The sequence below is a fragment of the Amycolatopsis acidicola genome (assembly GCF_007713735.2).
GTDB classification, from domain to species: Bacteria; Actinomycetota; Actinomycetes; order Mycobacteriales; family Pseudonocardiaceae; genus Amycolatopsis_E; species Amycolatopsis_E acidicola.
Window position 1 is genome coordinate 233,567 of sequence record NZ_VMNW02000001.1, and the last position, 20,905, is coordinate 254,471.

The following is a 20,905-nucleotide window of genomic DNA, read 5'->3' on the forward strand; positions in this document are numbered from 1 at the left end:
CTAGCCGCCGGGCTGGCTCGACTGCACCGGCTGCTGCCCGCCCGCGGGCGGCGCGTCCTGCGCCTGCTGCCGGATGCTGCCGGTGATCGGCGCGAGCCCGCTCTTGTCCGGCAGCGTCGCGCCCACCTTGCAGTTGACCAACGTCGAACCGGCGTCCCAGCTCTCCTGCTCGCGCAGATCCCAGGTCAGGATCAGCTTCTGCTCGCTGAGATCGACGCCTCCGGCATAGCCCTGCACGTCGTGGTTGCACTCGGTGTCCAGCCACGCGGCCTGGTCCTTCTGGGACGGGTAGTCGTCCTTGAAGTGGTCCTTGAGGTCGACGGTCGCGACGATCTCGTAGGAGTGCGGCTGGGTGCAGTCGATCGGGTTGCCGACCGTCTTGTTCGCCAGCGCGAGGCAGGTCCCCGGATCCCAGATCGGCGCCTGCGACTGTGCCGCCGCGTTGCCGGTGACCGGCTGCAGCGCCCCGCCCGGCGCGGCCCACTGGAGCACGCAGCGCATGTCTCGATCACCGTCGGACCATTCCGACGTGCCGGGGCGCAGCGCGCTCACGGTGAACTTGCCGTACGGGTCGAGCTGTTTGCCGAGGTAGCTCTGCGCGCCGTCGGTGCACCGCGCCATCGCCATGTCGCGCCACTCGTCGACCCCGGGCTCCGGCACCCCCGCCGGGTACTTGTCGCCGATGTTGACCACACCGGTCACCTCGTACAGATGCGGTTGTGCACAGGGCACGGTGTGGATGTCCGACACGTCCGGCTGTACCCAGTTCAGGCAAGTGCCCGGCGCGGCGTGGAACGCGGCCTTGGCCTCCGCCGACTCCTCGACTTTTCCGCCACCGGCGACGCCGCCGCCCCAGGAAAAGGCGACGCTCAGCGACAGGGCCAGGATCGCGCCGACGAAGACACCCAGCATGACCAGCCGGGTGCGCAGTGTGTTCGTTGCCAAACCTTGTCCGAGCATCGCGGTCAATAATGCCCGCGTCCTGGCCACAGGACACCCCTCGGGTAGCTAGTGTTGTGCCCGATGACCGAAGACACCCCGCCGGAAGGCCGCGACGCCCCGGAAGATCAGCCCGCGCGGGGCTCGATGCGCTTCCAGGACCCGGACAACACGACACCGCGCGAACCCACGCTCGCCGAGCAGCGCGCCCGCCGCAAGGCGGAGCAGGAGGAGCGGGAACGGATCGAGGCCCAGGAGGTCGCCAGACAGGAAGCCGAGCGCAAGGCGGGCACGCGCCGCAAGGTGCTGATCGGGAGCGGCGTGACGGTCGGCCTCGTCGGCGTCGTCGCGGCCTGGTACGTCGTGGGCAAGCCGGACGAGGTCAGCGCGGTCTGCACGGACGCGAACGGCGTGGTGCAGAACGACGAGTACTGCGACGACAGCTACATCGCGTCGCACGGCGGGCACTACGACTCCGGTACCGGGCTCTGGATCATCCCTTACGGCGTGGGCGCGGGGCAGTACCGCTACAACTACGGCGGCACCGGCACTGTCGGCACTCCGGTGTCCGGAGGCACGTACACGAAGCCGTCCAGCAACACGTCGGTCAAGACGTCTTCGGGCAAGACGGTGCAGCGCGGCGGGTTCGGGATCAGCGGCAAGAGCAGCACCGGCGGCACGGGGAAGAGCGGGGGCTCGTAGGTGCGGAGGTCCACCAGCGCACCGCGCAAGGACTGGCAGCGAATCGTCGAAGAGCAGGGGTTGGTGTTCGGCACGCCGGCCCGCTACGGCACCGGCAAGGACCGCCCGTACTGGGACGAGTCGGTGCACTACGTGCTGGAGATGGACGAGGTCCTCTCCCTCGAGGCCGACGTCGAGCTGCTGCATTCGATGTGTCTCGAGGCCGTCGACAACGTCGTGCTGACCGAGCGGTACCGCGAGTTCGGCATCCCGGAATGGGTCTGGCCGCACATCGCCGACTCGTGGAAACGCCGTGACCCGCACGTCTACGGCCGCTTCGACCTGCGCTACGACGGCAGCGGCCCGGCCAAGCTGCTGGAGTACAACGCCGACACCCCGACGTCGCTGCTGGAGGTGTCGGTGCTGCAGTGGCACTGGAAGACCGAGGTCTTCCCGGACGACGACCAGTGGAACTCGGTGCACGAGCGGCTCGTCGAGCGCTGGGGCGAGATCCGGGAGTTGTTGCCCGGCAACGATTTGTACTTCACCTGGTCCACCGCCGACCCCACCGGCGAGGACCACATCACCACCTCCTACCTGCAGGAGACGGCGGCCGAGGCTGGGCTGGACACGGTCGGCCTCGCCATCGAGGAGATCGGCTGGGACCCGCTGCTGAAGCGGTTCGTCGACCTCGAAGAGGCGCCGATGAACACCGTCGTGAAGCTCTACCCGTGGGAATGGGTGGTGGACGAGGAGTTCGGCAGGCACGCCGTCGAGACGCTCCCGCGCACGCTGTGGATAGAGCCGCTGTGGAAGATGCTGCTGTCCAACAAGACGCTGCTGGCCGTGCTGTGGGAGAACTATCCCGGCCACCCGAACCTGCTGCCTGCCTTCGCCGACGATCCCGGCCTGCTCACCGAGTACGTGCGCAAGCCGAAGCTGGGGCGTGAAGGCGCGAACGTGCAGATCGTCGCCACCGGCTACGAGACCGAGACCCCGGGCGTCTACGGCGAGGAGGGCTTCGTCTACCAGGCCTTCGACCCGCTGCCCGAGTTCGACGGCTTCCGTCCCGCGCTGGGCGCGTGGATCGTCGGCGACTCCTCGGCCGGGCTGGGCATCAGGGAGACGGCCGGACTGGTGACCGACGACGGTGCCGCGTTCGTCCCCCACCGCATCCCGGAATCGTGATAAACCCTCCGCATTCACCCACACGGACCTACTGGGAGATCCTGTGATCACCAATCTCGCGCTGGCCGACACGTTCGGCTCCGATCTCGTCAAGGGGATCGGCGCGATCCTGCTCTACGGCGTCGTCGGACTGCTGTTGATGCTGGTCGGCTTCTACGCGATCGACTGGACCACCCCGGGCAAACTGTCCGCGTTGGTGCACCGCGGGCTGCCGAACGCGGTGATCGTCACCGCGTCCGGGATGCTGTCGATGGCCTTCATCGTCGTCGTCGCGATCTTCAACTCCGCGAGCGATCTCACCGAGGGACTCATCACATCGCTGGTGTACGGCCTGCTCGGGATCGTCGTGCAGGTGCTGGCGGTGCGGCTGCTGGAGTGGGCGACCCGCATCGACGTGGGCTCGACCATCGAAAGCGAGACGTTCGCGCCGGCCAGCGTGGTCGTCGCGGCCGCGCACCTGGCGCTCGGCCTCGTGGTCGCGGTGGGCATTTCGTAACTCGGGTGGGTTGGGCCCGCAGGCGCGGACCCCTAGGGTTGACGGCGTGCGCCTGCTGAGGACACCGGAAGACCGGTTCGAGGACCTGCCCGATTTCGACTTCCCGACCCTGTACGCGGACATCGAGAACCCGAGAGACGGCATCGTCCGGATCGCCTACGTCGAGGCGGGACCGGCGGACGGGCCGGTGGTGTTGCTCCTGCACGGCGAGCCGAGCTGGTCGTACCTGTACCGCCGGATGCTGCCCGTGCTGGCCGACGCTGGTATCCGCGCCATCGCGCCCGACCTGGTCGGTTTCGGTCGTTCGGACAAGCCGGGCGACATCGTCGACCACACCTACGCGCGGCACGTCGAGTGGATGCGCGCGCTCGCGTTCGACGCGCTCGACCTGCGTGACGTCACGCTGGTGGGCCAGGACTGGGGCGGGCTGATCGGGCTGCGCCTCGTGGCGGAGAACCCGGGCCGCTTCGTGAAGGTGGTCGCGGCGAACACCGGGCTGCCCAGCGGCGACTACGACATGCCCGAGGTGTGGCACGCGTTCCGCCGCACCGTGGAGAACGCCCAGATCCTGGACATCGGCAGGCTCGTGCAGTCGGGCTGCCGCCGTGAGCTCACCGAAGCCGAGCGCGCGGCCTACGACGCGCCGTTCCCGAACGAGATGTACAAGGCGGGCCCGCGCGCGATGCCCGGGCTGGTGCCGATCACCCCGGACGACCCGGCGAGCGCGGCGAACCGCCGTGCCTGGGAAACACTGACCGGGCTGGACATCCCGTTCCTGTGCGCCTTCTCCGACGGAGACCCGATCACCGGCGGGATGGCCCCGGTCCTCAAGCGCGCCATGAAGGGCGCCGCGGGCCTGGACCATCCCACCGTGACCGGTGCGGGACATTTCCTGCAGGAGGACGGCGGTGAACAGCTGGGCCGGATCGTCGCGGACTTCGTGCGCGACTGAGCCCGCTGATCAGCGGCGGTCCTGGCCGCGGCGGTGCTGATCGTCCTGCATCTCGATCTGCTCCTTGCGGACCTGGCCGGAGACGGTCTGCTCCTCGGTGACGTCGTCCTTGCGCAGCCGGACGCGTTCCTTGGCGACGGTCTCCTTCTCGACCTTGGGCCGTTCCTCGTGCAGGATCATGTCCTGCTGCTCTTCGTGGATGCGTGCGTCGCCGGGCTTGGCGTCGGTGATCGGCTCACGTTCGAGGCGCACCTCCTCGTGCGTGACCGGCACGGTGACCTGCTGCTCCTCGGTGACGGTGTACTTGCGCAGCCGCACATGGCCGCTCTCGACCGACTCCGTGCCGACCCGCAGCTGCTCCTCGGAACGAGTCATGCTCTCGCCGGCGTTTTCCTTGCCACGGCTGGGGCCGGTCGCTTCGCGGTCACGGTTTTCGTTGCCGCGCATGGCTTCCTGCTGACCGCGCATGGCCTGCTGCTGACCGGCCGCGCCCTGCCGCCGGTCACGCGGTGCGTTCGTGCCCTGCCTGCCACGGTTTTCCGCCGAAGTCCGCGGCAGCGGCATCCCATAGTAGTGGTAGAGCTGCGCACTGTCCTGTTCGGACAGATGCTGTCCCGCGTCGGTGCGCGGCGCGTCGGAAACCTTGTCCTTCGAGACCTGCACGTGCAGGCCGTCGTTGTCGAGGCTCGCGCCGCGCAGCGGGACGAAGCTTTCCTTCTGCCCGAACATCCCGGTCTTGACGGTCACCCACTCCGGCTGCCTGGTGTCGTCGGCCAGGTAGACGGTGCCGACCTTCCCGATCTTCTTGCCCTCGGGGTCGACCACGGCGTTCTCGGTCAGTTCCTCGGGACGAAGCATGCCAGTCATGGTGGTTTCCTTTCCCGGTTGGCTGGAGCGTCCACCTAGGACATTCCGGTAACCGGGTGCCGGGAAACTGACACCTTCGTGCCACGCCCGCCTGAGGGTCAGGAGATCGTGCCGTCCTTGTTTATCTTCGAGAATCCGGTGTAGGGCACCAGCGCTTCCGGCAGCACGATCGAGCCGTCGGCCTGCTGGTTCTGCTCGATCAGGGCCACCAGGGTGCGGCCGATCGGCAGGCCCGAGGCGTTGAGCGTGGCGACCGCGCCGCGCTTGCCGTCCTTGCCCTTGCCACGGATGTTCGCGCGCCTGGCCTGGAAGACCCCGGTGTCCGAGGCGCTGGAGATCTCGCGGTAGGTCTGCTGGCTCGGCATCCAGACCTCGACGTCGTAGGTGATCTGCGCGGAGAAACCGATGTCGCCCGCCGGCAGCTTGATCACGCGGTACGCCAGGCCGAGCCGCTGCAGCGGGGCCTCGGCGTGGGTGAGGATCTCTTCGAGCGCCTCGCGTGACTTCTCCGCCTCGACGAACTGCACGAGCTCGACTTTCGAGAACTCGTGCTGCCGGATCAAACCGCGGGTGTCACGCCCGTACGAGCCGGCCTCCGAGCGGAAGCACGGAGTGTGCGCGGTGTACCTCAGCGGGAGGTCCTCCAGCTGGAGCAGCTCGCCCGCGTGCAGGTTGACCAGCGGCACTTCGGCGGTCGGGATCAGGAACAGCTCGCGCTCGGCGACCCCGGTGCGGAAGAGGTCCTCCTCGAACTTCGGCAGCTGACCCGTTCCCGTCATGGTCTGGCGGGTGACCAGCGCGGGCAGCGAGAACTCGGTGTAGCCGTGCTCGCGGGTGTGGATGTCGAGGAAGAACGCGGCCAGCGCGCGCTCCAGCCGGGCGCCGGCGTTCTTGAACACCGCGAACCGCGGGCCGGACAGCTTCGTGGCGCGGCCGAGGTCCAGGAACCCGGCGCGCTCGCCGAGGTCGACGTGGTCGAGCACCTCGAAGTCGAACTCCGGCGGGGTGCCCCACCGGCGGACCTCCTCGGCGTACTCCTCGGTGGCGCCGTCGGGCAGCTCGTCCAGCGGGAGGTTCGGGATGCCCAGCAGCAGCTCGTTGAGCTCGGTCTCGACCTCGCGCTGCTCCTCTTCCAGCTCGCCGATGCGCACCTTGAGCTGGCGGGCCTCCTCGCGCAGGCCGGTGATGTCCTCGCCGCGGCGGGCGGCGGCCTGTACGTCGGCGGCGGCCTTCTTGGACCGCGCCCGCGCCTGGTCGCCCTGGCCGATGACCTCGGACCGCCTGCTCACCAGCTTGCCGAGGCGGTCGGTGTCGAGCACATACCCGCGGCGGCGCAGCTTGGCGGCCGCGTCCGTGGCGGGATCGAGCAGCAGGCGGGCGTCGTGCATTGGTACTCCAGGTACGAGCCGGTTTGGGTGCACCCAGCGTATCCAGTGCGACCAGCACGTTTTCCCGGACCCGCTACGCCGCCCCGACGATCTTGGGCGCGGCCGGGAAACTGCCTTCGGGGACCAGCACCCCGGCCTCCTCCATCGCGGCCCACATGGTCACCTGGTTCGCGGTCAGCACGGGCAGGCCGAGCCGCCCGGCGAGCGGCGCGACGAGGTCGTAGGTGGGCACGTTGGTGCAGCTGACGAACAGCGCGTCGGCGCCGGTGGTGTTGACCCCGCTGACCGCGGCGAGCACCTCGCGGTACGACATCTTCCAGATGTCCCCGAGCTTCCCGAGCCCGAGGCTGCCGGACGTGGTGATGCCGTACTCGGCGAGAAAACTCAGCAGCCGCCCGGTCACGTCGTCGACGTACGGCGTGATCACGGCGAGCCGGCGCACGCCGAGCCGTTCGCAGGCCCTGATCAGCGCGCCGGAGGTGGTGACAGCGGCGGGCGCACCCGCTTCGAGCATGTCCCGCACCAGCGCGCGTTCCCCGGCCGCGCCACCGACGAAACTCCCCGACGTGCAGGCGTAGGCGACCACCAGCGGCTCCGGCACCAGCACGTCGCGGGTCGCGCGGCGGACTCCGTGCGGGTCGCCGAGCGCCTGCGCCAGGCGGACGGTCACCGGCTCCGGCAGGTAGGGCAGCCGGGTGGTGTGCAGGCAGACCTGCTCGGGCACCCAGCGCCACAGTTCGCGGTCGAGCGCGAAGTCGAACGGGGCCACGACCCCGATACCGGTCTGCACCGGGAGCGCGATTTCGAAGGGATTGCTGATCGTCACCGTGGTCACCGCCTAGCGCGTTCGCCTCATCTGCACATGCCGGACACGCTAGGTTCGGTCTGCGAAAAGGAAGTCCGGCGTGAGTAACCGGTCTGTTAAACCTGCGGGAGGGGGAGGCGTGCGAGGTGCGGCGATGGCGGCGGTACTGGCCGTCGCGGTTCTGGCGACCGGGTGCACGGCGGAGCTGTCCGGGAGCGCGCAGCCGGAGCCGGGCCGGGTCACGGTCACGCCAGCGGCGTCGACCGACCCGTGCGCGATGCTCACCACGGACGAGGCGGGGCAGCTGGGCCTGGCAGGCCCGGGCACGCCGATCGCGGCGCAGCCGAGTTCACGGGTGCCCGCCAGCTGCGAGTGGCGCTCGCCGGATCCCGAGGCCTCCCTCGACGATTCGGTACAGGTCTACTACAGCACGGATCTCAACATCGGCGAGTACTTCTCCCAGCAGCCGACCGGGCAGGAGGAGTTCGGCGGGGTCAGCTGGGGCAACTACCCGAGCATCCTCGGCAAGGTCATGTGCAACCTGGCCGTCTCACTTTCAGACACCTCGTTCGTCGCGATCACGGGGCAGAACTTCGCCGACCCCGCCAAGGCCTGCGACTACGCGCGCAAGGCCGCGCCGATCGTCGCTACGCACCTACCTCGTTGACCACGTGCTTCGCGATCTCCAGCGCGCTCGTCGCGGCGGGGGAAGGCGCGTTCAGCACGTGCACCTGGTGCGGCGCCGTCTCGATGAGGAAGTCGTCGACCAGTGAGCCGTCCGGGTACAGCGCCTGCGCCCGGACGCCGGAGCCGTGCCGCACGATGTCGTCCGGGCCGACGGCCGGGACGAGCCGGGCGAGGCTTTCGGCGAAGCGGCGTTTGGACAGTGACCGCAGGATCTCTTCGAGGCCGGTCGGGTACGCGTACTTGCGGGCGAGCTTCCACGAGCCGGGAAACCGTGCCACGTCGGCGATATCGGCCGGGGAGAAGTCGCGCCAGCGGTAGCCTTCGCGGCGTAGCGCGAGCACGGCGTTGGGCCCCGCGTGCACGCTGCCGTCGAGCATGCGGGTGAGGTGCACGCCGAGGAACGGCAGCGTCGGGTCCGGCACCGGGTAGATCAGGCCGCGCACGAGGTGGCGGCGTTCCGGGCGCAGTTCGTAGTACTCGCCGCGGAAGGGGACTATCCGCGCGCGCGGCCGGACGCCCGCCAGCTCGGCCACCCGGTCCGACTGCAGGCCGGCGCAGTTCACCAGCGCGTCCGCCTTCAGCACGGCGTCGCCGGTCGCGATCTCGACGCCGCCTGCGTGACCCGGCCGGATGCCGAGCGCCGCCGTGCGCAGGCGCAGGTCCGCGCCCTTCTCGGCGAGCAGCCGGACGAGCGCGGCACAGACGCCGGGGAAGTCGATGACGCCGGTGGACTCGACCCGCAACGCCTGTACGCAGGACACCTCGGGCTCGTACTCCAGCGCTTCCTCGCGGGTGATCAGCTTCGCCGGGACGCCGTTGGCTTCGGCTCGTTCGGCGAGCACACCGAGCGCGGGCAGCTCCGCTTCGTCGGTGGCGAGGACGAGCTTGCCGCAGACCTCGACGCCGACCCCGTTCGCGCGCGCGAAGTCCACAATGGACTTGTTGCCCGCGACGGACATCCTGGCCTTGGCCGAGCCCGGTTTGTAGTACAGCCCGGCGTGCACGACGTTGGAATTGTGCCCCGTCTGGTGTGTCGCCCAGTGATTTTCCTTCTCCAGCACCGTTACGTCGGTACCGCGGCTGACGAGCTCCCACGCCACGGCCAGCCCCAGTATCCCGCCGCCGATCACGACCACGCGCATTCGCCCAGGGTACGGGTTGCGGCGCCGGGTGCCCAGCTCTCAGCGCGCGATCCGCCGCGCGATCACGACCCCGGCACCGAGCAGGACGACCCCGCCCGCGACCCAGACCCACACCGGCACGGTGCTCTCGTCGCCCGCAGGCGCGCCGGCCACCGCCGACTGCCCCTGCGCCGGGGTCCCCGTGCCGGCGACGGTGAGGGTGAACGTGTAGGAGCCCGAAACGGGGTGCCCGTCCTCGGAGACGATGTGGTAGGCCACCGTGTACTCGCCCGCGGGCCCGAGCGGCCGCAGCGGCACGGAGATCTTCTCCGCGGAAACCGTCGCGGCGCCGTTCTGCCATTGGGACGTCTTGTCCGGTCCGGTGACGACGAGCTCGTTGAACCCGGACTCGATCGGCTCGTTGAACGTCAGCTCCACTGTGGACGGACTCGCCGTCAGGGAGGCTCCGGCGGCCGGGCTGCTGGACTCCAGGACGTTGTGCGCGTCGGCGGCGCGTGTCCCGGCGAGCAGGAGCGCACCCAGCACGAAGACGAGTGAAACGCCCCTGATCAGCAGGTTTTTCTTTCGTGGCACCGTTTCTTCCGTCCTGAACGGGGAACTCCGCGTCGTTCCCGGTCGTTCGGACACTAGTGGCCGCCGCCGCGAGGGCAAGGGGACGCCTGTAACGGCCGGATGAACAGGTGCTCACCGCCACCGCCGGCCGGAGCCGTCGATCGCACCGGTGAAGGGTCCACAGAGGATTGATCTTGGGGTGTTTCACCGTGGGCTCGTGCCCCGAGGGCGAGCCACTTTACCGCTGCTTCACAGAGCGGTAAACGCCCGAAACAAGCGGACTGGTCTGATCTGGCCCGTCGGTGGGCATCGTCCAAACGGTCCACCGGGCAGGCAAATTTCTTCCCTTGCACGCGAACTTCGAGGAAGTGACTGGTGGCAGCAGTATTCTCGGTCCGTCGCGAGCACCTCGTCGCGGCGTTGCTGGTCGGCGGTGTGGTGGTGATCGTCGGTTTCGCGTCCGGACTCGGACTGCGGACGACGACCACGAACGCGCAGGCGGCGGACACCCCGGCCACGGCGAGCCCGGGCACCGCCGTCCCGGATGGACAGTTGCCGCAGGCGTCGGTGCCGCAGATGACCATGCCGGGCAACCAGCTCCCCGCAGACATCCCGGTCCCCAGCGACTACCCGACCACCGGCGACGACTCCGGGACGGTGCCGGTGGTCCAGGTGCCGCCGACGGACCCCGGCTCGACCACACCGGTCAGCCCGACCGAACCGGGCACACCGGCACCGCCGACCACGCCGACGAACCCCGGGCAGCCGGCCACCTGCCTGCCCGGCGTGGCGCAACAGGTCGCCGACACCGCGAACACCGTGGTCGGCGCGCTGCCCGTGGTCAGCACCCTCACCGGCACGCTCGGCCTGACGCAGAGCGCGGACGGGACCAACCCCGGCGCGCTGAACACCCTGCTGTACAGCGTCACCGGCTACTGCGCGACAACCACGACCGACCCCGCGAACCCGTTGAGCACGCTCACTTCGGCGCTGCCCGCGCTGGCGCCCGCCAAGGTCGGTGGCTGATGGACCTGACGCCGGCCAAGGCCCTCTACATCGTCGCCCGCGCGATCGACTACTTCGGCATGACGCTCTTCCTCGGCGGGCTGCTGTTCCTCGCCTTCCTCTGGAAGAGCGGCGCGGACCACGGCCGCGCCCGCAAGGTCGTGGTGGTCGGCTGGGTGCTCGGGTTCGTCGGCACGGTCGCCGCGGTCGGGCTCGAAGGAGCGTGGATCGCGCAGCGACCACCGACCGATTTCCTCGACTGGGACCTGATTTCCCAGGTTCTGGATGTCCACTTCGGACAGATCTGGTTCGCCAGGGCGTTGCTGTGGCTGCTCGGTGGTGTCGTACTCGCACAGCTGCTGCAGCGCGGCAGGCGCGCCGCCGGTTCACTGGCCTGGCGCACCGGCCTGGCCGCGATCGGCTTCGGCCTGCTGCGCACCACCGGGATGACCGGGCACGCCTCGGAAAGCGCTCGCCCGGTGCTCGCGCAGTTCGCGGACTTCCTGCACGTACTGGGGATCTGCGCGTGGCTCGGCGGGCTGGCGATGCTGCTGTTCGGCCTGCTGTCCCGGCGCGAACCGGACGAGCTGGCTTCGGTGCTGCCGCGGTATTCCAAGCTGGCCATGGGGTCCGTGCTGCTCATCGTCGCCGCCGGCGTGGTGCTGACGTGGCAGACGCTCGGCTCGGTGTCGAAGCTGTTCAGCACCGACTACGGACGCACGCTGCTGGTCAAGATCGTCGTCCTGCTGGTGGTGCTGCTCATCGCGCAGGGCAGCCGCGGCTGGGTCAACCGGCGCCTCGACTTCGCGGTCGTGCTGCGCGGTCAAGGCGGGACCGTCCGCCCCTTCGTCTACTCCGTCGCCGCCGAAACGGTGCTCGTCATCGTCGTCCTCGTCGCGGCGAGCCTCCTCGTCACGGCCAGTCCTGGCCGTTGACCGTTCATCCGAGAAAGGAGTCCGCTGGATGGACAAGCCCGAAAAACCCGCCCGGCGCTGGAGGTGGCTGCTGCCCGTCGCGGTGGCAGGCCTGCTGAGCCTCGGCGGGGGCTCCGCGATCGCCGAAGCGTCCACTGTGGACGCCGCGGCGACGCAGCCGAGCTCGTGTGCGAAGACCGAGGTGCTGCAGGCAATCCTGGACCACGTCAAGTCGGCGCATCTGGAGACCTCGCTGGGCCAGCAGGTCACTGACGCGCTGAACCTCGACCAGTACCTCAAGACCCACACGGTGTGGGTGGAGAACGTGCTGGCGCCCGTACTGAACGGTTCGGCGGACGAGGTCGTGACCGGCACGCTCACCCCGATCTTCGACCACGTGAAGTCCGCGCACCTGGAGACCTCGCTGGGCCAGCAGGTCACCGACGCGCTGAACCTCGACCAGTACGTCAAGACGCACACGGTGTGGCTCGAGCAGGTCCTCACGCCGCTGCTCGCACAGGCGAGTTGCTGAGAAAGGAAAAATCCACAGTGGAAACCGAATCCCCGAGTGAGCCGAAGCGCTCGCGCAGGCCCGTACTGCTGCTCGGCATCGCCGTGGTGGCGCTGGCGGGCGTGCTGTTCAGCTTCGCCAGCATGAGCTCGAGCACGGGTGCCGACACCGCCGCGATGCCGAAGGTGGTGCAGGACAACCCGATCGGCGTCGCGCTCTACGACAGCATGGAACAGGCCGAGTCGGCCAAGACCGTGCAGGTGGCGATCAAGAACTACGCCTACGACCCGGCTTCGCTGACCGTCGCGGTCGGTGACACCGTGACCTGGACCAACGAGGACACCGCGCCGCACACGGTGACGGTGACCGACGGCCCGGTGAAGTTCAACTCGCCGAACCTGGCCCAGGGCGAGACCTACACCTACACCTTCACCCAGGCCGGCACGTACTCGTACTACTGCGCCGTGCACCCGGACATGAAGGCCACGGTGACGGTGACGGACAGCGGCAGTGGCGGTGGCAGCTCGACGCAGCCGACCACGAGCGTGCCCACCGGCAGCGCGGACCCGACCACGTCGATGTCCATGCCGTCGAGTTCCAGCTCGGAGTCTTCGTCGTCGATGTCGATGCCGTCGAGCAGTAGCAGCAGCGGTGGCACCGAATGCATCCCCACCAGTGTGCTGACGCCGATCTTCGACCACGTGAAGTCCGCGCACCTGGAGACTTCGCCGGGGCAGCAGGTGGCCGACATCCTCAACCTGGACCAGTACATCAAGACCCACACGGTGTGGCTGGAACAGGTGCTGCAACCGGTGCTGGACGGTTCGGCCGACAAGCTGGTCACGGACACGCTGACGCCGATCCTGGACCACGTGAAGTCCGCGCACCTGGAGACCTCGCTGGGCCAGCAGGTGACCGACGCGCTGAACCTGGACCAGTACATCAAGACGCACACGGTGTGGCTTGAGCAGGTGCTCACCCCGCTGATGAACCAGCTGACCTGCTGAGCAGCGCGGTGGCCCGGCCGAGGACCGTTCGGCCGGGCCACCGCCGCCGATTCTCCCATCCCCGAGGAGGTTCCCGATGGACGCGACCGCGGAGCTCGCCGTCGAGCCGTTCGAAAAGCTGCCGCTGCCCGGCGGCTACGACGTCGGCCCCCGGCGGTTCGTGCTCGAACCCGCCGTCCGCGTGCTGCGCTGGCCCGTGCTCCGCGGCCGGCTCGCCTGCACCGCGGGCTCGCTCGTGCTCGGCGACCAGCCGGGGCTCATGCTCGAACTCGACGCGGGTTCCTTGCGCACCAACGTCTTCGGGCTCGCGCGCACACTCACCGACAAAGGAGGACTATGCGCGGCGGAACACCCAAGGATCCGCTTCCACAGCACGGACATGTCGGTCGCCGAGGACTGGTCGGTCGAGGTGATCGGCAAGATCGAGGTGCTCGACGTCGTGCGCGAAGTGCGGCTGCGCGGCGAACTGGCGCATGTGGACGAGCTGGCGGTGGTGCTGTGGCTGCGCGGCGTGCTGCCGCCCCCGCGTCGTCAGCTGGAGACCGGGTACTGGGTGGCGCAGGTGATCGCCGAACGCCCGATTCACCTGGAGCTGGCCGCGGAGTTCGTGCGATGAAGTTGTTGCTGGTAGCGGCTTTGACCTTCTTCGGAGCCTTCGCGCTCGCGCCACCGGCGCAGGCCGCCACGCAGGCGGTGATGATGGAGGACTACGCGTACTCACCGTCCACTTTGACCGTCCACATAGGAGACACGGTCACGTGGACCAACCACGACCAGGCCCCGCACGACGTGACCACGACGAGCGCGCCGGTCGCGATCAAGAGCCCCATGCTGTCCACCGGGCAGAGTTTCAGCTACACCTTCAAAACCGCGGGCACGTACTCGTACTATTGCTCGATCCACCCGGACATGAAGGCGCAGGTGACCGTGCTCCCCGCGGCGACGAGCGCGCCCGCCGTCCCGAGCGCGCCGAAGGTCACGACGCAACCGAAGCAGACCACGGCGCCGCGTTCTTCGTCGGCGCAACAACAAGTGCCGGTCGCGCAGCAGCCGACGTCGTCGATGTCGATGCCCGCCGCCACGCCGACGGAGCAGCAGGCCGCGCCGAGCACCGGTGGGGAAGTGGTGCAGGCGAGTGCCACCCCGACCACCACGACGACACTGGACCCGAAGCTGATCGTGGCCGGGGTCGCCGCCGCCATCGCCGTGCTTTGCCTGCTACTACTGGGATCCCGCAGGGAGAATTAGGCGCCCAAGGCGTCACGCACCTCGCGCACCACCGTGTCCACATCGGACTCGGTGAGCGCGGGGTGCACCGGCAGGGAAAGCGCTTGCTCGGCGAGCTTCGCCGCCACCGGGAAGTCCGCCGGGTCGGCTTCGGGGATCTGTGGATGACCACGGAAGCCCTCGTGGTCGAACACCAGCTTCGGGTAGTACACGCCGGTGCCGACCCCGCGTGCGTCGAGCTCGGCCACCAGCTCGTCGCGGGACAGCATCGCGTGCTTGCCGATGAGCACCGTGTACTGGTGCCACACGTGATCCCGCCCCGGCAGCGGTTTGGGCACGGTCAATCCCGGCGTGCCGGCGAGGCCCGTGGTCAGCTGCCGTGCGTTGTGGCGCCGCGCCGCCACCGTCTCGTCGAGCCGCGCCAGCTGGGGGATGCCGACCGCCGCGTGCAGGTCCGACATGCGGTAGTTCAACCCCGGCAGCTCGTACGCGCCCGCCGCCCGCATGCCCTGGTTGCGCACGAGCCGGAGCCGGTCCGCGAGCGCCGGATCGTCGCAGGTGATCATGCCGCCTTCGCCGGTGGTCACGTTCTTGGTGGCGTACAAGGAGAAACAACCGATCCCGAACGAGCCCGCCTGCTTGCCATGGAACGCCGCGCCGAACGCCTGGCCGGCGTCCTCCACCAGGTGCAGCCCGTGCTCCTCGGCGAGTGGCAGCAGCTCGCCCATGTCGGCGGTCTGGCCGAACAGGTGCCCGGGCAGCAACACCTTCGTGCGGGGCCCGATCGCCTTCCGCGTCGACGTCGGGTCGAGCGCGAAGTCTTCCGCGGTCACGTCCGCGAAGCGCACCGTGGCGCCGGTCCACAGGATCGCGTTCAGGGTGGCGACGAAGGCGAACGGGGAAGTCACCACCTCGTCGCCCGCGCCGACGCCCACCGCCTGCAGCGCCGCGACCAGCGCCGTCGTCCCGCTGTGCACTGCCACCGCGTGCTTCGTCCCGGTGACCCTCGCGAACGCCTCCTCGAAGCGTTCGACCATCGGGCCCTGCGCGAGGCTGCCCGATCGCAGCACTTCGATGACCAGTGACTCGCTCTCGCGGACGTCGACCACGGCGATCGGAATCATGCGCGGTTCGCTCCTTCTGGCTCTGGGTAAGGTGGTCCGCCGTGACCTGGCCACGATTGACGAGCTGACACCACAGCTCAACCTGAGGTTGACAGTTCCACCCGATGGGCTGATGGACCGGCACCCCGCCGGCCTCTCTACTGGTGAGCGGAAGGACGCAGCGTGAACGAGGAGTGGCGGTGGTGACACTGCTCGGTGACAGCGCCCGGATCGTCGACCTCGTAGCCGGTCGGACTCTCGACCTCACCGGGGAGGTGGCGAAAGCGGCCGAAGAGGTCGCCGCCTTGCCCGAGGGCGTGCTGTTCGTCCGCACCGCGATGGACGCGCCCGGTCTGATCAGGTACCTCGCGGCTTTCGAAAGCTGCCGTGCCGTCGCGTTGATCGACCCGGCGTTGAACGAGGAATCGCTGGCCAGGCTGGTCGCGCGGTTCCGGCCCGGTGCCGTGCTCGCCGCGCCGGGATGCGAACCGCCGCCCGGCTATCTGCGCAAGGACGGGCATTGGGTGCGCGGCGAAACCGACGGGGTGCGCCCGCATCCCGACCTCGCCGTACTGCTGGCCACCAGCGGTTCCACCGGCAAACCGCATTTCGCCAGGCTGTCCCGGAATGCCTTGCTGTCCAACGCGCACGCGATCGGCGAGGTGCTGCGCATCGGCGCGGACGACGTCGCCCCGACGGTGCTGCCCCTGCACTACAGCTACGGGCTCTCCGTGCTCAATTCACACCTGGTGCGTGGCGCGACAGTCGTGCTGCAGCCGGACGGCATCCACGCTCCCGGATTCTGGGACGCCGTGACAGAGCATCGCTGCACGTCACTCGCCGCCGTGCCGTACCACTACGAAATGTTGTGGCGCCAGGAGTTCGACCCCGCCCACTTCCCGGCGCTGCACACGCTGACGCAGGCGGGCGGCAGGCTGCGGCCCGAGCTGGTCACCGAGTTCGACACCAGGATGCGCGCCGCGGGCGGCGGGCTTTTCGTGATGTACGGCCAAACCGAGGCCGCGCCGCGGATGGCCACCATGCCCGCCGACCGGCTCGCCGAGAAGCCAGGCTCGGTCGGGCCCGCGCTGCCCGGTGGCGAGTTCGCCATCCGGCACAACGACGGTTCGGAGACCACGCATCCGAAGATCACCGGCGAGGTGATCTACCACGGGCCCAACGTGATGATGGGCTACGCCGAGGACGCGCACGACCTCGCGAAGGGCGACGAGCTGGACGGCGTGCTGGCCACCGGCGACCTCGGCTACCTCGACGAAGAGGGTTTCCTGTTCGTCACCGGGCGGCTCAAGCGGATCGGGCAGGTGTTCGGCAACCGGATCAGTCTCGACGACCTCGAACAGGCCGTGCTGGCGACGGGGCTCGGCGTGCGCATGGTCGCGGCGGTGCCCGCCGGGGACAAGATCGTGCTGTTCACCGAAGGCGTGGCCGCGGATGTCTGCAAGGAGATCTCGCGCGCCCTCGCCGAACGGCTGCATCTGCATTCCTCGGGGTTCGACGTGCGGGCGCTCGACGCCGTCCCGCTGCAGACCAGTGGCAAGATCGACTACCCGGCGCTGAGTGAGCTCGTCTGAGCACCCGAAACGATTCCGGCGCGGACGCGATACCTTCCGCATAGGGGAGGGGAGCGCGACGTGCTGGTCATCGCAGTGATCGGCTGGGTGGTCCTGGCGCTGGTCGTGCTCAGCGGCAGGCGCTCGGGGTTGCTGCCGTTCGCGCTCGTCTTCACCGTGGTGCAGCAGCTGGTGTTCGCCACGGTCCCGGACAGCGCTTTCCTGACCTTCCGCTACGCGGAGAACATCGCGGCCGGGCACGGCGCCGTGTTCAACATCGGGGAGCGCGTCGAGGGGTACTCGAACTTCGCCTGGCTGGTACTGATCACGCTGCCGAAGGCGATGTTCGGCACGGACGTCGTGACCGGCGCGGTCGTGCTCGGCGTCGTCTGCACGCTCGGCTGCGTGTTGCTGGCGCACAAGTTCCACCCGCTCGCCACCGTGCTGGTGGCCGCGGTCAGCGGGCTCGCGGCGTACGAGAGCGCCGGGACCGAAGTGCCGCTGTTCGTGTTGCTCGTCCTCGCCGTGCTGTACGCGGTGCGCACGGGGCATCCGGTGGCGGCGGGCGTCTTCTCCGCGCTGGCCACGATGACCAGGCCGGACGGGGCGGTGCTCGGCGGCGTGGTGCTGCTGTTCCTGTGCGGCGGTGCCGCGTGGCGGTGGTGGAACTGGTGGGCGCCGACGGGGTTCGCGCTCAGCGCCCTCGTACTCATCGCGCCCTGGCTCGCCTGGCGCGCGACGTACTACCACCAGCCCCTCGGCACCTGGCCCGAAAACAAGCTGCCGTTCGTGTTCCTGCTCGCCACACTGCTCGCGGTCGCGGTGCCGGTGCTGATCGACTCGCGGCGGAAACCGTCACCGAAACCGCGCCCGCTCGCGCCCGTCTGGTCCCGCGTCGTCGTGGTGGTGCTGGCCGCGCTGAGCGTGCCCGCCGCGTTGCTCGGCCGCGCGGACGTGCTCGATTTCCGTGCCAGGCAAGCACAGACGGCCGAGCTGGGCGCGTGGCTCGCGGCAGGCCTGCCAGCCGGGTCGTCGGTGAACACCGGCGTCGGAGTCGTCGCGTACGGGCTGGGCAGCCGGTTCCCCGTGACGGATTCGCTCGAAGGCCGCGCCTGGCGTCCCGCGCTCGCGACGCCGGAGACCTTCGGCTACAGCGCGACCCAGCAATGCGCGAGCTACGACGCGTCGTACACGGTGGCGACATTCCGGCAGTCGGCGACGGGGCACTGGGTCACGGTGTATGCGCGCGACGACGAGGCGCAGCTGCTGATCCGGCGGCTCGGCACCGATCCGGAGTTCGTCTACGTCCCGTGCCCGACATGAGCTACGCGTAAGTAACCTACGGTGCCGTAACCTGGCGGCATGGCAGAGTTCGTGTACCCACCGGTCATCCTGTTCGCGAAGACGATGTTCCGGGCGCTGGACCTGAAACTGCGGGTCGAGGGCGGCGAGCACCTGCCCCGCGAAGGTGGCGCGGTGATCGCCTGCAACCACGTCAGCTACCTGGACTTCATCTTCTGCGGCCTCGGCGCGCAGCCGTCGAAGCGGCTGGTGCGGTTCATGGCGAAGGACTCGGTGTTCCGGCACCGGATCTCCGGCCCGCTGATGCGCGGGATGCGGCACATCCCGGTGAACCGCAAGGCGGGCAAGGCTTCCTACGACGAGGCCGTCTCGCGGCTGCGCGCGGGTGAGGTCGTGGGCGTGTTCCCGGAGGCGACGATCAGCCCGTCGTTCACGGTGGAGGAGATCAAGTCCGGGGCAGTGCGGATGGCCGCCGAGGCGGGCGTGCCGCTGATCCCGATGGCGCTGTGGGGCACGCAACGGCTGTGGACGAAGGGCCACCCGCGCACCCTGACGAAGCGTCATGTGCCGATCTCGGTCGTACTCGGCGAGCCGGCCCACCCGAAGCCGGACGAGGACACCGAGGCGCTGACCAGCGACCTGCGCGCCCGCATGTCCGTGTTGCTGGACAAGGCACAGGCCGAGTACCCGGAGAAGCCATCGAGCGACGACGAGCGCTGGTGGCTCCCCGCCCACCTCGGCGGAACCGCCCCGGAACCGCCCCGCTAGGGAAAGCGCCGCCTAGAACCAGCGTTCGAGTACCTGTGCCACGCCGTCCTCGGTGTTCGGCGCCGTGATCTCGTCGGCGATCGCTCGGACCGCGGGGTGCGCGTTGGCCATCGCCACGCCGTGGCCTGCCCAGCGCAGCATCTCCACGTCGTTGGGCATGTCCCCGAACGCGATCACCCGCTCCCGCGGCACGTCCAGCCGTCGGCACACCTCGGCCAGCCCGCTCGCCTTCGTGATCCCGTGCGCGGCCACCTCGATCAGCCCGAACCCGGCCGAGAACGTGATGTCCACCGACTCGTCGAGTACCGCGCGGGCCGACTCGGCCATCTCGTCCGAGCTCATCGAGCCGTGGCTGACCAGCAGTTTCATCGCCGGCCGGCCGAGAATGTCGGCGCGCGGCGTCACGATTCCCTCGCCGTCGCCCCACGGATTGTGGTAGCCGTCGTCGATCACGAGGTTGCGCACCTCCGGATCGACCGCGCTGCGGCCGATCCGCTCCGCGGCGAACCCGCAGCCGGGGATCGCCTTCTCCAGTTCGGCCACGACCTCGACGAGCAGCTCGGGCGGCAGCAGCCCGTTCACCTCGACCACGCGGTCGGCGCCGATTTCGTACAGCACGGCACCGTTCGCGCACACCGCGTAACCGGTGAGCCCGGCCGCTTTCGCCACCGCCGGGATCCACCGCGGTGGGCGGCCGCTCGCCAGCACCACCGGCACGCCGGCGGCCGAGGCGCGGTGCACCACCGAGCGGGTTCGCTCGGACAGCCGTTCGTAGGCGTCGAGCAGGGTTCCGTCCACGTCGGAGGCGATCAAGAGGGGTTGTTCCACAGTACGATTCTCCGCTGCCCATTGTCCGGGGTGTCACCCCAGCCCGATAGCGTTGCCGGGTGCGCGTTGGCATTGTGATTCTGCCCGAGGACCGGTGGTGGGCAGCCGAGCCCAAGTGGCGTGCGGCCGAGGAATACGGCTTCGACCACGCCTGGACCTACGACCACCTCGGCTGGAGATCCCTCGTCGACGGCCCCTGGTTCAGCGCCATGCCCACGCTCACCGCCGCGGCCACGGTGACCTCCACCATCCGGCTCGGCACCTTCGTCGCGTCCCCCAACTTCCGGCACCCGGTCTCGCTGATGCGCGAGGCGATCACCCTCGACGACATCGCCGACGGCCGGTTCATCCTCGGCCTCGGCGCCGGCGGCCTGGGCTACGACACCAAGGTGTTCGGCGAGGAGGAGATCACCCCGCGGCAGCGAGCGGACCGGTTCGCGGAGTTCGTCGAGGCGCTCGACGGCCTGTTGATCACCGACAAGTACGACTACGAGGGCAGCTACTACCGCGCGGTCGGCGCCCGCAACCTGCCCGGCCCCGTGCAGCGCCCGCGGATTCCCTTCCTCATCGCGGCGAACGGCCCGCGCGGCATGGGTGTGGTGGCGAAATTCGGCGGCGGCTGGGTCACCACCGGGCTCGCGGTCGAGGACCCGGAAGGCTCCGGCGCGCAGGAGCGCTGGTGGACGCAGGTCGGCGAGCTGGCCGCCCGGTTCGACGAGGTGCTGGAGAAGGAAGGCCGCGACAAGGCGGAGGTGCACCGCTACCTCAGCCTCGATGCCGCGCCGGTGTTCTCGCTGAGCAGCGTGGACGCCTTCACCGACGCCGCCGGCCGCGCCGGGGAGCTCGGTTTCACCGACATCGTCGCGCACTGGCCACGGTCGGGCGGGCCGTACCAAGGCCGGGAAACGGTGCTTGAACAGGTGGTGGCTGATGTGTTGCCCGGGTTAAGGACGGCCCCTTAAGCAGCGGCCG

General features: G+C 69.4%; 23 protein-coding genes. 15 read left to right on the forward strand and 8 right to left on the reverse strand.

Annotation, left to right across the window (positions count from 1 at the left end; genetic code table 11):
• A complete protein-coding gene (locus FPZ12_RS01155) occupies positions 1 to 912 on the reverse strand; it encodes a septum formation family protein (RefSeq protein WP_424923562.1) in 912 nt (303 codons plus the stop codon).
• Positions 913 to 1,023: 111 nt separating this feature from the next.
• On the opposite strand from FPZ12_RS01155, the gene FPZ12_RS01160 reads away from it, so the two are divergent.
• From FPZ12_RS01160 to FPZ12_RS01175, 4 genes are read left to right on the forward strand one after another with little or no spacing between them, the layout of a single operon-like run.
• Positions 1,024 to 1,641, forward strand: coding sequence for a hypothetical protein (locus tag FPZ12_RS01160; RefSeq protein ID WP_208025694.1), 618 nt, complete (start codon positions 1,024 to 1,026; stop codon positions 1,639 to 1,641).
• On the forward strand, positions 1,642 to 2,808 hold the full coding sequence (locus tag FPZ12_RS01165; RefSeq protein ID WP_144746342.1) for a glutathionylspermidine synthase family protein: 1,167 nt from the start codon (positions 1,642 to 1,644) through the stop codon (positions 2,806 to 2,808).
• A 43-nt stretch (positions 2,809 to 2,851) separates the two neighbouring features.
• On the forward strand, positions 2,852 to 3,304 hold the full coding sequence (locus FPZ12_RS01170) for a DUF350 domain-containing protein (protein ID WP_144746344.1): 453 nt from the start codon (positions 2,852 to 2,854) through the stop codon (positions 3,302 to 3,304).
• A gap of 46 nt (positions 3,305 to 3,350) precedes the next feature.
• Complete coding sequence (locus tag FPZ12_RS01175; RefSeq protein ID WP_144746346.1) at positions 3,351 to 4,256, forward strand: haloalkane dehalogenase; 906 nt, start codon at positions 3,351 to 3,353, stop codon at positions 4,254 to 4,256.
• Between the two features lie 9 nt (positions 4,257 to 4,265).
• On the opposite strand, the gene FPZ12_RS01180 is transcribed toward FPZ12_RS01175, so the two are convergent.
• The 3 genes from FPZ12_RS01180 to FPZ12_RS01190 form a co-directional block, all read right to left on the reverse strand.
• Positions 4,266 to 5,123: a PRC and DUF2382 domain-containing protein gene (locus FPZ12_RS01180; RefSeq protein ID WP_144746348.1), complete on the reverse strand. Its 858-nt coding sequence runs from the start codon at positions 5,121 to 5,123 to the stop codon at positions 4,266 to 4,268.
• Positions 5,124 to 5,221: 98 nt separating this feature from the next.
• Positions 5,222 to 6,511: a serine--tRNA ligase gene (gene serS, locus FPZ12_RS01185; RefSeq protein WP_144746350.1), complete on the reverse strand. Its 1,290-nt coding sequence runs from the start codon at positions 6,509 to 6,511 to the stop codon at positions 5,222 to 5,224.
• Between the two features lie 73 nt (positions 6,512 to 6,584).
• Positions 6,585 to 7,337 (reverse strand): aspartate racemase/maleate isomerase family protein, encoded by a 753-nt coding sequence (locus tag FPZ12_RS01190; RefSeq protein ID WP_166462525.1) that lies wholly within the window; start codon positions 7,335 to 7,337, stop codon positions 6,585 to 6,587.
• Positions 7,338 to 7,470: 133 nt separating this feature from the next.
• Between FPZ12_RS01190 and FPZ12_RS01195 the strand changes: the two genes are divergently transcribed.
• Positions 7,471 to 7,983: a DUF3558 family protein gene (locus FPZ12_RS01195; RefSeq protein ID WP_144746352.1), complete on the forward strand. Its 513-nt coding sequence runs from the start codon at positions 7,471 to 7,473 to the stop codon at positions 7,981 to 7,983.
• Here FPZ12_RS01195 and lhgO read toward each other — a convergent pair.
• Complete coding sequence (lhgO, locus tag FPZ12_RS01200) at positions 7,964 to 9,145, reverse strand: L-2-hydroxyglutarate oxidase (RefSeq protein ID WP_144746354.1); 1,182 nt, start codon at positions 9,143 to 9,145, stop codon at positions 7,964 to 7,966. The genes FPZ12_RS01195 and lhgO overlap by 20 nt on opposite strands.
• 39 nt (positions 9,146 to 9,184) lie before the next feature.
• A complete protein-coding gene (locus FPZ12_RS01205; protein ID WP_243769607.1) occupies positions 9,185 to 9,718 on the reverse strand; it encodes a copper resistance CopC family protein in 534 nt (177 codons plus the stop codon).
• Positions 9,719 to 10,072: 354 nt separating this feature from the next.
• Here FPZ12_RS01205 and FPZ12_RS01210 point away from each other — a divergent pair, with 354 nt between their 5' ends.
• From FPZ12_RS01210 to FPZ12_RS01235, 6 genes are all read left to right on the forward strand, one after another.
• On the forward strand, positions 10,073 to 10,723 hold the full coding sequence (locus FPZ12_RS01210; protein ID WP_144746356.1) for a hypothetical protein: 651 nt from the start codon (positions 10,073 to 10,075) through the stop codon (positions 10,721 to 10,723).
• The gene (locus FPZ12_RS01215) at positions 10,723 to 11,637 is read left to right on the forward strand and encodes a copper resistance D family protein (protein ID WP_144746358.1); all 915 of its coding nucleotides are present in this window, start codon (positions 10,723 to 10,725) and stop codon (positions 11,635 to 11,637) included. Before FPZ12_RS01210 ends, FPZ12_RS01215 begins: the two co-directional genes overlap by 1 nt.
• 28 nt (positions 11,638 to 11,665) lie before the next feature.
• Positions 11,666 to 12,148 carry a hypothetical protein gene (locus FPZ12_RS01220; RefSeq protein ID WP_243769608.1) on the forward strand — a complete coding sequence of 161 codons (483 nt, stop codon included), beginning with the start codon at positions 11,666 to 11,668 and terminating at the stop codon, positions 12,146 to 12,148.
• Between the two features lie 17 nt (positions 12,149 to 12,165).
• Complete coding sequence (locus FPZ12_RS01225) at positions 12,166 to 13,134, forward strand: cupredoxin domain-containing protein (protein WP_243769609.1); 969 nt, start codon at positions 12,166 to 12,168, stop codon at positions 13,132 to 13,134.
• Positions 13,135 to 13,210: 76 nt separating this feature from the next.
• Entirely contained in the window at positions 13,211 to 13,750 is a 540-nt protein-coding gene (locus FPZ12_RS01230) for a YceI family protein (RefSeq protein ID WP_144746360.1), read from the forward strand.
• Positions 13,747 to 14,382 (forward strand): cupredoxin domain-containing protein, encoded by a 636-nt coding sequence (locus FPZ12_RS01235; protein ID WP_144746362.1) that lies wholly within the window; start codon positions 13,747 to 13,749, stop codon positions 14,380 to 14,382. The genes FPZ12_RS01230 and FPZ12_RS01235 overlap by 4 nt, the downstream gene beginning before the upstream one ends.
• Here FPZ12_RS01235 and FPZ12_RS01240 read toward each other — a convergent pair.
• Positions 14,379 to 15,485: a DegT/DnrJ/EryC1/StrS family aminotransferase gene (locus FPZ12_RS01240; RefSeq protein ID WP_144746364.1), complete on the reverse strand. Its 1,107-nt coding sequence runs from the start codon at positions 15,483 to 15,485 to the stop codon at positions 14,379 to 14,381. The genes FPZ12_RS01235 and FPZ12_RS01240 overlap by 4 nt on opposite strands.
• 182 nt (positions 15,486 to 15,667) lie before the next feature.
• On the opposite strand from FPZ12_RS01240, the gene FPZ12_RS01245 reads away from it, so the two are divergent.
• The 3 genes from FPZ12_RS01245 to FPZ12_RS01255 are packed head-to-tail and all read left to right on the forward strand — an operon-like array spanning position 15,668 to position 19,105.
• The gene (locus FPZ12_RS01245) at positions 15,668 to 17,056 is read left to right on the forward strand and encodes an AMP-binding protein (RefSeq protein WP_144746482.1); all 1,389 of its coding nucleotides are present in this window, start codon (positions 15,668 to 15,670) and stop codon (positions 17,054 to 17,056) included.
• Positions 17,057 to 17,116: 60 nt separating this feature from the next.
• The gene (locus FPZ12_RS01250; RefSeq protein WP_144746366.1) at positions 17,117 to 18,358 is read left to right on the forward strand and encodes a hypothetical protein; all 1,242 of its coding nucleotides are present in this window, start codon (positions 17,117 to 17,119) and stop codon (positions 18,356 to 18,358) included.
• A gap of 39 nt (positions 18,359 to 18,397) precedes the next feature.
• On the forward strand, positions 18,398 to 19,105 hold the full coding sequence (locus FPZ12_RS01255; RefSeq protein ID WP_144746368.1) for a lysophospholipid acyltransferase family protein: 708 nt from the start codon (positions 18,398 to 18,400) through the stop codon (positions 19,103 to 19,105).
• Positions 19,106 to 19,117: 12 nt separating this feature from the next.
• On the opposite strand, the gene FPZ12_RS01260 is transcribed toward FPZ12_RS01255, so the two are convergent.
• Positions 19,118 to 19,933 (reverse strand): HAD family hydrolase, encoded by an 816-nt coding sequence (locus tag FPZ12_RS01260; RefSeq protein ID WP_144746370.1) that lies wholly within the window; start codon positions 19,931 to 19,933, stop codon positions 19,118 to 19,120.
• A 59-nt stretch (positions 19,934 to 19,992) separates the two neighbouring features.
• Here FPZ12_RS01260 and FPZ12_RS01265 point away from each other — a divergent pair, with 59 nt between their 5' ends.
• Positions 19,993 to 20,895 (forward strand): LLM class flavin-dependent oxidoreductase, encoded by a 903-nt coding sequence (locus FPZ12_RS01265; protein WP_144746372.1) that lies wholly within the window; start codon positions 19,993 to 19,995, stop codon positions 20,893 to 20,895.
• Positions 20,896 to 20,905: the final 10 nt, after the last annotated feature.